Genomic DNA, 15,957 nt, shown 5'->3' with positions numbered 1-15,957 from the left:
AAGATTTTATTGTCACAATCGTCTTTAATCTCATTGATATTTAAGACAATTGCACAATATTTGAACAAAGAAACACAGATGCCACCAGAAAAACCTCAAACCGATCAAAAAAAACCGCCTGGCATTTTTAGCCTGCTTAAACCATACGGCGGTTTGGTAGCTTTGCTTTTACTCTTTGCCTTGCTCAGTAATAGTATAAACTTGTTGTTACCTAAAATAATATCGAAAGGCATTGATGCTTACACGCACCATGCTTTTGATATCAGGCACATAGTGATGGAATTTAGCGGTGCCATAGTGCTAATCTTTATATTTGCTTACCTGCAAAGCATCATTCAAACCTACGCTTCAGAGCGTGTGGCGCGCGACTTACGTACCCGTCTGTCCGACAAAATATCCCGCCAAAGTCATGCTTTTATTGAGCAGGCAAATTCGTCGAAACTGTTAACCAATTTAACTGCCGATACTGACTCTATTAAAATGTTCGTATCGCAAGCTATTGTGTCTATAGCTTCGTCGGCATTTATCATTATTGGCGCAAGTATTTTGTTATTGAGTATCAATTGGAAGCTGGCACTGACGGTTATTGCCATCATCCCAATAATAGGCGGTACATTTTTTTACGTGTTGAAAAAAGTAAGGGCGCTGTTTATTGAGAGCCGCCAGGTTATTGACTGGTTGAATAAGATCATCAATGAAAGTATCTTAGGTGCGGCATTGATTCGTGTTATTAACTCACAACAATTAGAAACCACTAAGTTCTTAGAAGCTAATACCAGGGCTCGCGATTTTGGCTTGTCTATTCTTAAATTATTCTCCGGCTTGATCCCTATTATTACTTTCACAGCCAACTTATCGGTGTTGTGTATACTGACCTTGGGTGGGCATTACGTTATTAACGGCTCGATGAGCTTAGGCGACTTTGCCGCTTTTAACAGTTATCTGTCGATGTTGATTTTCCCGATACTCATTATAGGCTTTATGAGCAATATCATAGCACAAGCAACCGCATCGTATACCCGTATCAGTATGATCCTAAACGCGCCCGATATGAAAGACGATGGTACTATAACTAGTTCAATAAAAGGGGACATTGAGGTAAAAGACATCACCATCAAATACGGACAAAAACCGGTATTGAAAGAGGTATCGTTATCTATTAAAGCCGGAACAAAAATTGCCATCATTGGCCCCACCGCAGCAGGTAAAACTCAATTGCTTTATTTACTTACCGGCTTGATCAATGCCGATAGCGGATCGGTGGAGTTTGATGGTAAAACCATCGGCAGTTACAATAGCGAAGCATTTCACAGCCAGGTAGGTTTTGTGTTTCAGGATAGTATCATATTTAATATGAGCATCCGTGAGAATATCGCGTTTAGCGATACCGTAACAAATGAATCGTTAGAAAAAGCTATTGAAACGGCCGAGTTAAAAGATTTTATAGGCAGCTTACCAGACGGGTTGAGCACCATAGTTTCAGAGCGTGGTTCTAGTTTATCGGGCGGCCAAAAACAGCGTATTATGCTGGCAAGGGCTCTTGCCGTAAATCCAAAAGTTTTATTGTTGGATGATTTTACCGCGCGTGTTGACGCTAATACAGAGAAAAAGATACTGGCCAATGTGCAGCTCAATTATCCAGATCTGACATTACTATCGGTAACGCAAAAAATTGCTGCTATTGAGCATTATGACCAGGTTGTACTTTTAATGCAGGGCGAGATCATTGCCCATGGCTCACATCAACACTTGATGGAAACCAGCCCGGAGTATGTGCAAATTTTTAATTCACAACAAAGCACCAGCAACTATGAATTATAATTTGAACAAACTCACAGGGCAGGCCGAGAAATCATCGAACTTATCTGCACTGAAAAAGTTGCTGCAACTGATTTCGCATGAGCGGCCGACATTAATGTTGGCTACCGTAATTATATTAATTAACTCTACGCTCAATTTACTGGGCCCGCTTATTATTGGCCGCACCATAGACCATTATGTGATGCCTAAACACTACCAGGGCGTTATATACTGGGCATCTGTACTATTGTGTATGTATCTGGTGGCTTTATTGACCAGTTACCTGCAAACCAAAATGATGGGCGGTGTAGGGCAGCGTATGTTGTTTACCTTACGGAATGCAATTTTCAACAAGCTGCAGCTATTGCCGGTTGATTTCTTTAACCAAAATAAGGCCGGCGATCTGATATCGCGTGTAAATAACGACACTGATAAGCTGAACCAGTTTTTCTCGCAGTCGCTGGTGCAATTCATCGGTAGTATTGCTACCATGACCGGGGCAGGTGTATTTTTGCTGCTCATCCATATCCAACTGGGCCTGGCCGCAATAGCACCTATGGGTTTGATATTGATCTTTACCATGTTGGTATCGCCCTGGGTAAAACGCACCAACGCCAAGAGTTTAAAAAGCGTGGGTGGCATGAGTGCCGAGATCCAGGAAAGCCTGAATAATTTCAAGGTGATCATCGCCTTTAATCGTAGGGATTATTTCAGACAGCGGTTCGACACTGCCAATCAGGATAATTATAAAACCGCCATCAGCGCGGGCTTGGCCAACAATATATTCATGCCGGTTTATAGTTTGGGCGCCAGTATGGCACAATTGATTGTGCTGGTTTACGGCGTTTATTTGATTGGTAATGATTTTTCTGTTGGCTTATTGATCGCTTATTTGTCTTACGTAACACTTTTTTATAATCCATTAAGGCAATTGGCCGCGCTTTGGGCCAACTTTCAGACCGCAATGGCAGCATGGGACAGGATCTCGCAGATACTGGGTTTAGATTCTAACCTGGTTAATATTGAAGACAATCATGCCGGCGATGCCGAAACCTTATTAGAATTTAAAAATGTGCATTTTGGCTATGCTGACGACAATGAGATCTTACACAATGTAAGCTTTAAAATGGAGCGTGGCAAAACGTACGCGCTGGTTGGCCCAACAGGCGGCGGTAAAACTACTACAGCATCGCTGATTGCGCGTTTATACGATCCAAATAGAGGTGAAGTGCTCTTAAATGGTAAGGATATCAGAAGTTATGATGCGATGGAACGTTCTAAAAAGATCGGTTTTATTTTGCAGGAACCATTCCTATTTACGGGTACCGTGCGTGAGAATATTTTGTATGGTAACGAGGCTTATAAAGAATATACCAATGAGCAGATGAAACAGGTTATTCATGACGCTAACCTGGGTACTTTGTTGGCTATTTTTGAGAATGGTTTAGATACGCCGGTTACATCAGGAGGCGATAGCATTAGTTTAGGACAAAAGCAGTTGATTGCTTTTATGCGAGCCGTATTACGTAACCCTGAATTGTTAATATTGGACGAAGCCACAGCAAACATCGATACTATAACAGAAAAGCTTTTGGGCGACATTTTGAATAAACTACCGGAAACTACGACCCGTGTAATTATAGCGCACCGTCTAAATACTATTGAAAACGCAGACGAAATTTATTTCGTTAACTCGGGCGAGGTGAGTCGAGCCGGTTCGTTAAACGACGCAATGGATATGCTGCTGAAGGGTAAACGGGTTAGCTAACTAAATCGCCTATTTCTGTTTTAGTGAGATTTTTTGGTAGTGTAACCATAAACTTAGAACCAATGTTTGGTGACGATTGAACCTGTATGGTGCCGTTGTGTTTTTCGATAATACCAAACACTATGGATAAACCAAGACCTGTGCCTTCGCCAACATTTTTTGTAGTATAGAATGGCTCAAAAATACGTTGCTTAACCTCGTTAGTCATACCTATACCCGTATCCATGATCTCGATGGTGATGTGATCCGGAAAATCGTGGGTATAGATGGTAATGCTTTCATTACGGTGCTCTGTTTTCGCAACAATTGCTTGTATACTGTTATTAATCAGGTTAAGCAAAGCCTGGTTGATCTTGCCCGAGTAACAATTTAACAGTTCAAGGTTATTTAATACCGGTTTAACCTCGATATAGTAGGGTATGGCACTGCGCAGAATAACCAATGTGCTTAATATAGCGGTATTGATATTGGTTGGTGTTAATGCAAGTTCATCTATACGGCTAAAGGTGCGCAAACTTTGTACAATCTCTGCGGTTCGGTTAGCGCCCTCTTCAATGCCATTCAGTAATGAATGTATCTCTTCCTTCAAGAAATCAGAGTTAATTTTATGTTTGAATTTTTTTGCATCAACAAGTAATGCTTTATTATCAGGATCATTGGCTGCTGTCTCGAATTTGCCCAGTAATTCAATCAGTTCATCAAGGTCAAGCCGTAACGGATTAACATTGGCACTTACGAAGTTGATAGGATTGTTGATCTCGTGAGCCACGCCTGCGGTCAGCACACCTAATGAAGCCATCTTCTCCGTTTCCACCAATTGGATTTGCGCCGATTTTAGATTATCTATAGTAACAGATAAACTCTGGTTAGTTTGGATCAGTTCCTGCGTTCGGTCTTTTACTTTATTTTCAAGAAAAATATTCTGTTCGGTTATTAAACGTTCGTTTTCTTTGGCAATGGCCAGCGCTGCAAGTTGAGATTCGGTATTTTGACGGCGGTAAAAATTGATCTGATCGGCCAATGCAACCGAGAATAATATCAGCTCGGTAATGGCGCTATAAACAACAATATTTGCTGTGAAATAATTATAAGGTACTATACCGTAATTGCGCGATATGGAGATAAGGATAGCCAGCAAAAACAGCCCCCAACCCATTATGAAAAACTTAGCCGGATTAAATCCTTTAGCGTATAAAATGGCAACCAATATAATTAAACTAATAGAGGTCATAAAAATCGCCACTGTGATTAGGTTGTAAGCGATCTGAGTATATCCGTAAAGCGTGGCTAGTAGCGGCAAGGTATATAACACATACAGAAACTGATAAAAGCGGTAGTATGGCCGCTTAACGTTAACCTTAAATCGCAAAAATTTGCCGGCAAACATCAACAATGAATAGCCAAAGCATATGCGCATTATAGGTGTTATATAGTTTTTTAACAATTCCAGGTTATCAGAGAATAAGTTATTACCAAACCCTAAGAGTAAAGCTTGCGTCGCCCCCAAAAACACGATGTAAACACTGTAATATAAGTAGTTTTTGTCGCCTACAATTACAAACAGCATCAGGTTGTATAGCGCCATGATGGTGAACATGCCCATTATTGCGCCATTCACAAGGTTTTCAATTCCCCGGCGGGTGATAAACAGATCAGCACTGCTTAATTGGATAGGGATAACTGTAGTGGCAACACTCTTTACGCGGGCAAATAAGGTAATGGATGAGTCGGGTTCAAGCGGCGCATTAACCAGCGTTATACTTTGCGCCAGCAAATTCGAATTGTTTCCGGGATCTTTTGATGACAAGTGCCTTAGGTGGTGGGATACAATTTTATTACTGTCAACCGTAGTTTCTACGAAATACACGTCAAACTCGTCTATTACAGTTTTACTAATGGTAATTGGAATATTTGATTGACTGCTACCGTTTTTTATAGTAAACTTTAGCCAGGTAATAGGTTTGGTATATTCTAACCGGGGAAACTGATCTTTAAGTCGGTGAAAATTATGGTTATTAATGATGTCTCTGGCCAGGATTTTATTAGATGGATCTTCTAATTCCAGGAAATAGCGGTTAGTTAAGTATCGGCTTTCATCGTCGTGTATGACTAATGTGTCAGTTTTTTGTGCAAAAGCGCTAACAATTTGCATTAGACAACAACAGATTAATAATATTTTTTTCATTTTTACAAATACGACCGATTCAGGTATTTTAAAATAAAAATGCGCAGAAATTCAATATCTCGTGCATCTTTAAACTAAATTATAAACAATCTAAAAACCGATAAACTTTATTATGGCAATAGGTGTACTTTACATTGACGACGAAGTTAATAATTTAAACAGTTTTAAAGCCGCCTTCAGGCGCGATTTTGAAATATTCACAGCCAGCTCGGCTAAAGAAGGACGCAAAATATTGGATAGCCAGGAAATAGGCGTGATCATCACAGACCAGCGCATGCCCGGAATGACGGGTATCGAATTTTTAGAGTCTATATTGCCAATTTATCCGGACACCATCCGCATTTTGTTAACAGGTTTTTCTGATATTAATGCCGTTATGGATGCTATTAACCGCGGCCAGGTTTATAAATATCTGGTAAAACCATGGCAAAATGACGAGCTTAAAATGTATATAGAAAACGCATTAGAGATTTATAATCTGCGTAAAGAAAATAAAGAACTTGCACGCAAATTACATGCAGCTTATGCAGAGCTTGACGCTTTCGGAAAACCACGGGCCTAAATAAGGCAACCGCCATAGTGATTGCTAACGTATATTTACATACCAATACAGCTAAATATACGTTAGCTAGAAAATCATATACAAATTGAAGAAGGCATTTTATAAAATAGTAATCCTCCTGTTGCTAATAGTAAATGCCAATACGTATGCTCAAAGTAATAAAGGCACCGAGTTTTGGACCGCTTTTATGGCACATAACAACGGTGTAACTTCCTCGGCGCCTGCCGAAATGGTGTTGTATATAACTTCAGACATTTCGACCAGCGGTTCGGTTGAAATAGGAGGGGCGCCGTTTAAAACCTTTACTGTAACAGCCAACCAGGTAACTTTTGTTCAAATACCTACCACTGCCTATATGAATGGCTTTGGTAAATTTACCAATACAGGTATACATATTACTTCGGTAGCGCCTATAGCGGTTTATGCACATATATATGCCATGAACGCATCAGGCGCAACTTTGCTCTTGCCGGTTAACGCTATGGGTAAGGATTATCTATCGCTTAATTACACGCAAATATCAAATGCCCCCCCGACAAATCCCGCGTATTCAACTTTTGATATCATAGCTACCGAGGATAATACGACTGTGGCTATCACGCCCGCTGCCCCCCTTTTAGATGGCAGCGCCGCTAATGTTACTTTTAACATAAGCCTGAATAAAGGCCAGGTTTACCAGGTATTAGCTAATACAGATCTTACCGGCAGCAAAATACAATCCAAAAGTACCAACACAGGCACCTGTAAAAAAATAGCCGTTTTTTCGGGTAGTACCCGTATCGGTATTGGCTGCGATTATAACATCGGAAATAATTTTAGTTCTGATAATTTATTTCAGCAGGTTTATCCAACCTCAACCTGGGGTAAGAACTATATTGCTGCACCGTTAAAGGCACGCCCATATGATGTTTACCGGATTATTTTAAGCGACCTGGCTACCAACGTAACTTTAAATGGTAACCCAATACCGCTAACCTCTTTTACCAACGGTTTGTATTATGAGTTTCAGTCGACAATTGCCAATAATATTTCTGCAGATAAACCTATCCAGGTGGTTCAATACTCGCCTACGCAAAATCAACAGCTGAATTGTACAGTTGGTAACGGCGATATTGGCGATCCGGAGATGATATATCTAAGCCCTATCGAGCAGGGTCTTACGCATGTAACATTTTATGCTACCGGATATTATAAAATACTGCAAAGCTATGTAAATGTGATAATGCCTACGACCGGGGTTTCGTCTTTTAAGCTGGATGGGGTCGATTATTCCAGAAATTTCGTTCCTATACCAAACTCAACTTATTCATATGCGCAGCTTGCCATTAGCTCGGGCCCGCAATCAAACGGTAATACAGCGTCAGTTACTTCAGGTACACATAATTTAGATGCCGCTGTGCCCTTTAATGCTATTGCATATGGTTTCGGCAGTACAGAATCATACGGTTACGCCGCGGGTGCAAACTTGCAAGACTTTACAGAATCTGTTAGTCTGGAGAATCCTTTAAACGCTACCGTAGCTCAAGCAGCTGGGTGTAGCAATGTTAGCTATAAAGCTCAGGTTACTATTCCCTATCCAACTACAAGCATTGCCTGGTATATTGATGGTGTGAATGTATTTACAGATAACAACCCGGTTATAAAATCTACTACAACAGGTAAGGACAATAAGCCTTTATATGTGTATGAATATAGCGCTCCTGTAAATTTTACCGTGGGCAATCACACAATTAAGGCAACAGTTTTTGATCCTGTGGCTGACGTGTGCGGATCTAATCAGGATATCGAAAATGATTTTACTGTTACCGCGCCCCCCCCTGCAGATTTTATAGTAGCGCCTACCGATTGCCTGGGCGATTCGACAGCGTTTAAAGACAATACCACGTATGCCAGCGGCGAAACAGCCAGCGCCTGGTTGTGGGATTTTGGTGATAATACAACCTCTTCTTTACAAAATCCTTTGCATAAGTATGCCTCGGTTGGAGATTACCCTGTGCGCTTGACGGTTACAGACAACAACGGCTGTACTGATATTTCGGCACCTAAAAATGTACACGTAATAACCAAGCCGGTTGCGAATTTTAATCCGTCATCGCCTGATTGCCCGGGGCAGACAATCACCTTTACCAATACCTCGACTGCAGCAGACGGTACCATTACTACGGCTGTTTGGGATTTTGGAGATAAGACACCAATAACTACAACAAACACACAGCCTGTCACTCATACTTATGCGACGCCCGGCAACTATATGGTTAAACTAGTGGTAACTACTGATGTCGGTTGTACCAGCGATACGCTGAGTAAAACTGTAACCGTAAATCCGCTGCCCGTTGCTAGTTTTACGGTCCCTGATGTTTGCCTGGGCGATGGTTTTGCCAGCTTTATTGACAGCAGTTCAATAGCAGACCATACTGAGACCGATTTCACTTATCTGTGGGATTTTGGCGATCCAAATTCGTCTGTGACTAATAATCAATCGACTTTAAAAAATCCAAAACACGCTTACCTTACCGTAGGGAAATATACCGCTACACTTACTGTAACATCAAAATACGGCTGCTCAGCCACAGCACAAAACACATTTACGGTAAATGGATCAAATCCAAAAGCTGTATTTGCGCCTGAAAGCACCTGTAGCGGAGACGATATTGTGTTTGATGATCGGTCTATAGTTGACGCCTATAACATTACCAAAGTAGTTTGGTATTTTGATATAAAGGGACAGCCTAATGTGGCTGAAACCTATGCGGACGCCGCTATTCATGCAGATCATAAGTACACACACAAGTATCCTGCATTTAACACTCCAGCTCAACAGCCTATTGATGTTGCATTGGTGGTATATTCGGGTCAAACCTGTAAAGACTCCTTAATACAAACTGTTTATCTTAATGCAAAGCCCCTGATAGGTCTATCAGCTAATAATAACACCATCAACACAGCCAGCGTTACGCCAGACACCGTTACGATGTGTTATGCCGATACACCAATACAGATAACAGAAAACAAAGGAGTATATACAGGTACAGGTGTATTTAGCGGTGCAGGTATTTCGTCTTCCGGTTTGTTTGATCCGCAAAAGGCTGGCGTGGGTAACTCGACAATTAACTATTTATTTACTGCATCGTCTACAGGTTGTACCGATTCTTTAACCTTTGTCGCCAGGGTAAACCCTACTCCTGTAATTAACTTACCCACTGCATACACAATGCTTGAAGGAACAGAACTTACCCTAAGGCCGGTGGTTACTATTGCCGGCACGGGCAACCTAACTTATAAGTGGACACCGCTTACCGGCCTCAGTGCCGATAATGTTGCTACTCCTATAGCTAATCCGTCAACTGATACTCAATATGCACTAACTGTTACATCAGATAAAGGTTGCTCTACTACAATACAAACCACTGTAAAGGTTTTAAAGCTGCCGATTGTGCCCAATGCGTTTACACCCAATGGTGATGGTATTAACGATACCTGGGAGATTAAATACCTGGATACTTATCCAAATGCCACTGTTGAAGTGTTTAACCGTTATGGCACCAAAGTATATTACTCTAACGGTTATGGCGTGCCCTGGAATGGTAAATCCAATGGAGGTGATTTACCCGTAGGTACTTATTATTATATTATAAACCCTAACAGTGGCCGTAAACCTTTAACCGGTTATTTAAGTATTATAAGATAAGTGGCTGTTAAATGATTGTTGCGTTACTTTGAATGTTTACAATCTTAACTTTATAGAGAATTTAATCAGTTTGGACTTAATAACAATTATTAAAGTGTTTAGATATGCATTTAGCCCACGGCTTTATGTCACTGCACTTTGTTTGCTGTTGAGTTTTAAGGTAGTATGGGCACAAAATCTTCAAACCAGTCAAATTGTAGATAATGGCAGCCCTACAATTGCTATTCAATTTTCAAGCGGCGGTTGTTCTTATCAATGGACCAATGATAACCCCCAAATAGGCTTGGGCGCAAATGGATTGGGTGACATACCATCTTTTACTGCAGTAAATACCGGGACCAAACCTATTGTCGCTCACATAGTTGCACATTCAACGTCTGATGGCTTTGCTTATATCGCCAATTCTGGCTCAGATAATGTTACGGTAATCAATACTTCAACTCACGCATTCGTTGCCGATATTTCTGTCGGCAACCAGCCCTGGGGGGTATCAGTTAGCAATGATGGCAGAAGGGTTTACGTGGTAAATTCTAACAATAGTTCAGGGAGGGCTCCGGCTGGCTCTGTTTCTGTCATAGACGCTACGAGTAACAAAGTTATTTCAACCTTTTCTGTCGGCAGTAACGCAGTATCGGTAGTAGCAAATCCAAATGGCAAGTGGGCTTACGTTACCAATGAAAGCAGTAATAGTATTTCTGTAATTGATGTGGTAAACGATGTCGTCATGTCTTCTATAGTGGGAATTATTACCCCAACCGGAATAGCTATAAACAGCAATGGTACGCGCCTTTATGTCACCGCCGAGAGTAACACCGCAACGAGTATTTTATATGTGATTGATACTTCAAATAACCAGGTGATACAAACAGTTCAGATTAGTTTGAGGCCAACGGGTATAGCAGTAAGCCCGGACGGAAGTAAGATATACATTACCAATGGCAATAGAAGCTCTATATCTGTTGTTGACGCTGCAACTTATACTGTTAATACTGTTGCCGTTAATTTTAGCCCCTATGCCTTAGCGGTTTCGCCGGCAGGTGATAAGGTTTATGTGACCCATCCAAGTTCAAATCAAATTTCAATAGTTAATACCGCAGATAATTCATTTCACACCATAATACTGCCGTGTAGCCCTAATGGAATATCTGTAAGTCCGAATGGTAAAGAGGTTTATGTAGCTTGTCAAAATCCTGACAATGTATATGTAATCGACACACAAACCGAAACCATATTGCCCCCAATAGCAACCACCGGCTCATCGGCCATTTCAATCGGCAATTTTGTATCTGCGGGGATAGGTTGCAGTACAGTTCCTATCTCGTTTGATATAACAGTGAATCCATCACCCAATATTAATGATCCTGGAACGGTTGCCGCTTCGTCTGCTCATTACGGTGCATCGTCAACCTCGCAGGTAATTAATGTGTCGGGTAATGGCCTAAAAGCTGGCATTACCGTTACCGCGCCACCAGGTTTTGAAGTTAGTAAAGATGACATTACCTTCACCTCGACTTTGTTGGTCGGTGCCGCAGGCGACACAACTGCAACTCAGGTTTTTGTACGCCTTAAAGGTAATGTTGACGTAGCAATCTACAATGGGAATATTCAACTGACGAGCCCCGGCGCAACGGCTATTAATGTACCTGTCGAAGGTACTGTGCTCACTACGCAATTAAATATTACTGCTGATAATAAAACCAAATTTTTGGGCGATCCAATTCCTGTTTTAACGGCCAGTTATACCGGTTTTGTAAATGGCGATACCCCGGCTAAATTATCTACCCTGCCGCAAATAACTACTACTGCAGTAGCTTCTTCACCCATAGGTAAGTATCCTATCACTGTGAGCGGCGCTATTGATAAAAATTACATAATAGTTTATCTTCCTGGTGTACTCGAGGTTGTTACCGGAGATATTAGCACGCCCAATGCATTTACGCCGAATGGAGATGGTATTAATGATACCTGGGATATTAAAAATCTTAATTTATATACCTCATGCACGGTAGAGGTATTGAATAGATACGGGCAGAAAGTATTCTACACCACCGGCTACCCTAAACCCTGGAATGGCACTGAAAATGGCGGCGACTTACCTGTGGGTACTTATTATTATATCATTAAATTAAAGCCAGACTCGCGCCCGCTAACTGGTTATTTAAGTATTATTCGATGATATTGTTATAAATCGATATAAAATAGTAGTATTTGTTTTGCGGTAATTAAGTAAATTAGAGGCTCTTTATAGACCTTGAGATACAACTTAAACTGCGGCGCTTGTAAGTGGTTAAGGGGCTTTGTGCTTTTTGCCGTGACCGCGTTGTGTTTGTTTTTGCCGGTAAAGTTAGCGGCGCAGAGTGGCCAGACAGTAGTGAATGGGAGTTTTACCACAACCATTAAGATGCCTGCCACGGGCTGCAGTTTTCAATGGAGCCACAAAAATACATCAATAGGTTTAGCACAGGCACAAGGTACCGGCGACATCTTGCCTTTTAAAGCTATCAACAATACAGCCAGACCTATTATTGACACTGTGACTATTACCAGTATACCTGAACATCAGTTTGCTTATGTAGGCAACTCGGCAGCACAAACACTCTCAGTTATAAACCTGGTTGACAATAGTATTGTGACCACATTGCCAATTAACTCGAATGTTTATGGTACGGTTATAACTCCCGATGACAAAACGGTTTACACCGCCAGCGAAGACCTGGACTTTATCACAGTGTTCGACGCTGTTCATAATGTAGTAGACCATACCATTAGTTTACCAAAACCTCCGGGAGCAGGGCCTGCTACCCCGGCCGCAGCCTGGGGTATAGCGCTTAGTAAAGACGATAAATACCTATATGCGACAAATACCACCGGACATTGCTGGTATGCCATCAATCTACAAACTGAACAGGTTACAGTACTAACTCCTATACCTTATGGTTTTACAAGTAGTACAAACCAGAATATTGGCGATATTTATACCTTACTGGTAAGTGATGATGGTACTAAGATTTATAGCAACTTAGGCGTTTATGATATTGCCACAAACGCAATCGTAGATACTACGGGGCTTTGGAATGGCTATGATATGGTTTATAGTCCGGATCATTCAAAAATCTATACTACAAACCGGCCTGATGCAATCCAGGCGGGGTTAGATATCGTTAACAACGTACGCGTTTATGACGTGGCGTCGCGAACTTATTCTACCTTTCAAATAAACGCTAAAGGAGGTTTCGGTAATTTGGCTATAAGCCCGGATGGTAAAACGCTATATGCAGACAACTTTTTTTACGATAATGTTTCTGTGATAGACTTGACAAGTCAGTCGCTTAAAGGTAATATTTCAACCGGTGACGCTCATAGAGGTATTGCGGCGGGCCTGGGAGGAAGTAGATTTTATGTGATTAACGCAAATGGTGGCGTTGTTGTTTTTGACACCAAAACCTTACAGATTACCGGAAAAAAGATTCTGGCAGGCGGAACTAAACTTGGTTTTGGAAAGTTTACTACTACCGGAACTTGTTATGGCGAACCAACTACTTATATTATTACTGTCGAACCAACCCCACCAACCATAAACGCATCAGGAACCTTGCCCATGATGCAGACGGTTTATGGCACGCCATCGGTTTCGGCAAGTATCACCGTTTCTGGTACAAATGTATCCGAAGGTGTTTTAGTTAGCCCACCTGATGGTTTTGAAGTAAGCATTGACAACACAGTCTTTAGCAATACTATCACGGTAAACCCAATTGGGGATGGTGTCCCGCCGACACAGATCTATATACGCCTTAAGGCCAATTCGCCCGCAAAAGATTATCCGCCGGGTGATGTAGTAATAAGTAGTGCCGGCAATGTAACAGGGAGTGTGAGAATTGCTACGGCACCAAGCCAGATTGCCCCGGCGCAACTTGCTATTTCGTCAAAAAATATCAATAAAACCTACGGTAAAATATTAACCGTTAATGCAGACAGTACTAATTTTGTAGCTGTCGGCCTTCAAAATGGCGATGTGGTGAGTTTTATTACGATGACTTTTGCTAGCGGTGGTGCGGCGACAGATCCGGTGAGAACTTACCCTGGTTCGGCAAGCCCATCTGCTGCGTCTGGCACCACCTTTCTGGCAAGTAACTATATAATCACGTACAAAAATAGTGACCTGGCAGTTGTGCCGGCGCCCTTAACTATAATTGCCGATAATAAGAGCCGTGTTTATGACGACCCCAATCCGCCGCTTACCTTAACTTATAAAGGCTTTGTAAACGGTGAAGATGCCAGCCAGTTAAGTACTTTGCCCTCGCTTACCACACCAGCTACCATTTTATCGGCGGTAGGTAAATATCCTATTATTGCCGCAGGGGCCATAGCTGCTAACTATGTCATGGCCTACGTTGAAGGTGTGTTTACAATAATGCCCCGCCCGCTTATTTTAACAAATGCTATCACCCCTAACAGCGACGGTATAAACGACACCTGGGAAATTAAAGCAATAGGTCAATATCCCAACTGTGTGGTAGAGATCATGAATCGCTATGGGCAACAGGTGTTTTATTCGGTAGGGTATGGCAAGCCCTGGGATGGTAGATTTAAGGGGAATACATTGCCTGCGGGTACATATTATTATGTGATAAGCCTTGGTAAGGGCCTCAAACCCGTATCTGGCTATTTGGCGCTGATAAAATAGCTTGTGGTTGTAAATGGAAAAAGCCAGGAACAAATATTTATTTACTGTGATATAGGAGATTAAGGCAGAAAGATTATATTCGTTAATTAATTATAGTTTTATAAAATAAAATCTATTTTAAACCAGTTATTTATCGATAATTATTGATTAATCGGTAGAGATTTGTGTGTAATACGTGGCCTGAATTTTCGATGAAGAGAAATCTACTTTTATTGGTGTTTTTTATAGTCACAATTGAAACGGCTACTGCACAACAATTGCCGCAATATACCCAATACGTATTCAATAATATTTTATTAAATCCGGCAGTTACGGGTATAGAAAATTATACCGACGCCAAACTAGGTTATCGTGCCCAGTGGACAGGCTTAAACGGTGCACCAGTAACCAGTTTTTTATCTGTAAATGCACCTATCGGCACTGATTTCACCGAGGGTGACGCAACCTCATTTCCAGGTGGGGGAGGCGTTAATCCATCAAGCAGGCTTTACACACAAAATTACCAGGCTTCGGCACCGCATCATGGCATTGGCTTTACATTGGTTACAGACAAAGCCGGCCCAATTACCCAAACAAACATAGCGGTAGATTATGCTTATCATATCGGCTTAGCGCCGCGTTTAAATCTTGCTTTGGGTGTTGCTGCGGGCTTTAATCATGTAAGTTTAAATACCTCAGAAATAACGTTAGCTACTCCACTCGATCCTGCGATAGCCAATGGCAATAACAGCCAATGGAAACCTGATTTGGGCATAGGTACCTGGTTATATGCTGCTGATTTTTATGTGGGTTTATCTGTGCAGCAATTGCTAAAGCAAAACCTGTATTTCAGTACATCTACTACACAGCTTGATGTGAGTAAAACTGTGCCGCATTACTTTCTCACAGCAGGTACCAAGGTTTATTTATCTGATGATATAACATTGTTGCCTTCCTTTCTGATTAAAGAAATCCAGCCTGTACCATTAACTTATGATCTTAACTTAAAAGCTTCGTTTCAGGATAAGTTCTGGTTAGGTGGATCATACCGCCATAACGATTCATTCGGTATCCTTGCCGGTTTTAACCTGAGCTCATTTATCAACGTGGGTTATTCATATGATATTACTACTTCGTCATTAAACACAGTAAGTAACGGCACTCATGAAATTGTGATTGGTTTGTTACTTAATAACAGATATAAAGTTACTTGCCCTCAACACTGATTTTAATATAGAGCCAAGAGTTTAGAAACAAGAATTAAGATAAAGTAAAAGCCCTTTAGTGTTAA

Annotated in this window: 8 protein-coding genes; 7 read left to right on the top strand and 1 reads right to left on the bottom strand. The window is 41.3% G+C overall.

What is annotated here, in order from left to right; genetic code table 11:
• The first annotated feature begins 60 nt into the window (after nucleotides 1–60).
• Together HB679_RS06760 and HB679_RS06755 are read left to right on the top strand one after the other, a co-directional pair.
• Nucleotides 61–1,821, top strand: a complete 1,761-nt coding sequence (locus HB679_RS06760; protein ID WP_255547543.1) for an ABC transporter ATP-binding protein — start codon at nucleotides 61–63, stop codon at nucleotides 1,819–1,821.
• Nucleotides 1,811–3,568, top strand: a complete 1,758-nt coding sequence (locus tag HB679_RS06755; protein WP_214071168.1) for an ABC transporter ATP-binding protein — start codon at nucleotides 1,811–1,813, stop codon at nucleotides 3,566–3,568. The genes HB679_RS06760 and HB679_RS06755 overlap by 11 nt, the downstream gene beginning before the upstream one ends.
• On the opposite strand, the gene HB679_RS06750 is transcribed toward HB679_RS06755, so the two are convergent.
• Nucleotides 3,561–5,720 carry a 7TM diverse intracellular signaling domain-containing protein gene (locus HB679_RS06750; protein WP_214071167.1) on the bottom strand — a complete coding sequence of 720 codons (2,160 nt, stop codon included), beginning with the start codon at nucleotides 5,718–5,720 and terminating at the stop codon, nucleotides 3,561–3,563. The genes HB679_RS06755 and HB679_RS06750 overlap by 8 nt on opposite strands.
• Nucleotides 5,721–5,865: 145 nt before the next feature.
• Between HB679_RS06750 and HB679_RS06745 the strand changes: the two genes are divergently transcribed.
• The 5 genes from HB679_RS06745 (at nucleotide 5,866) to HB679_RS06725 (ending at nucleotide 15,892) form a co-directional block, all read left to right on the top strand.
• Nucleotides 5,866–6,315: a response regulator gene (locus HB679_RS06745; RefSeq protein ID WP_214071166.1), complete on the top strand. Its 450-nt coding sequence runs from the start codon at nucleotides 5,866–5,868 to the stop codon at nucleotides 6,313–6,315.
• Nucleotides 6,316–6,400: 85 nt separating this feature from the next.
• Nucleotides 6,401–10,003, top strand: coding sequence for a PKD domain-containing protein (locus tag HB679_RS06740; RefSeq protein ID WP_214071165.1), 3,603 nt, complete (start codon nucleotides 6,401–6,403; stop codon nucleotides 10,001–10,003).
• 148 nt (nucleotides 10,004–10,151) lie between these two features.
• Nucleotides 10,152–12,179 carry a gliding motility-associated C-terminal domain-containing protein gene (locus tag HB679_RS06735; protein ID WP_214071164.1) on the top strand — a complete coding sequence of 676 codons (2,028 nt, stop codon included), beginning with the start codon at nucleotides 10,152–10,154 and terminating at the stop codon, nucleotides 12,177–12,179.
• 75 nt (nucleotides 12,180–12,254) lie between these two features.
• Nucleotides 12,255–14,687, top strand: a complete 2,433-nt coding sequence (locus HB679_RS06730; RefSeq protein WP_214071163.1) for a gliding motility-associated C-terminal domain-containing protein — start codon at nucleotides 12,255–12,257, stop codon at nucleotides 14,685–14,687.
• Between the two features lie 191 nt (nucleotides 14,688–14,878).
• Nucleotides 14,879–15,892 (top strand): type IX secretion system membrane protein PorP/SprF, encoded by a 1,014-nt coding sequence (locus HB679_RS06725; protein WP_214071162.1) that lies wholly within the window; start codon nucleotides 14,879–14,881, stop codon nucleotides 15,890–15,892.
• Nucleotides 15,893–15,957 lie beyond the last annotated feature (65 nt).

Source organism: Mucilaginibacter sp. dw_454 (genome assembly GCF_018449775.1).
Lineage (GTDB): Bacteria > Bacteroidota > Bacteroidia > Sphingobacteriales > Sphingobacteriaceae > Mucilaginibacter.
This window is presented reverse-complemented; position numbering and strand designations above follow the sequence as displayed.

What these genes read in the sequence shown, in the direction of transcription:
- HB679_RS06755 (WP_214071168.1), top strand. Translation starts at nt 1,811, where the DNA reads ATGAATTATAATTTGAACAAACTCACAGGGCAGGCCGAGAAATCATCG.
- HB679_RS06750 (WP_214071167.1), bottom strand. Translation starts at nt 5,720, where the DNA reads ATGCAAATTGTTAGCGCTTTTGCACAAAAAACTGACACATTAGTCATA.
- HB679_RS06745 (WP_214071166.1), top strand. Translation starts at nt 5,866, where the DNA reads ATGGCAATAGGTGTACTTTACATTGACGACGAAGTTAATAATTTAAAC.
- HB679_RS06725 (WP_214071162.1), top strand. Translation starts at nt 14,879, where the DNA reads ATGAAGAGAAATCTACTTTTATTGGTGTTTTTTATAGTCACAATTGAA.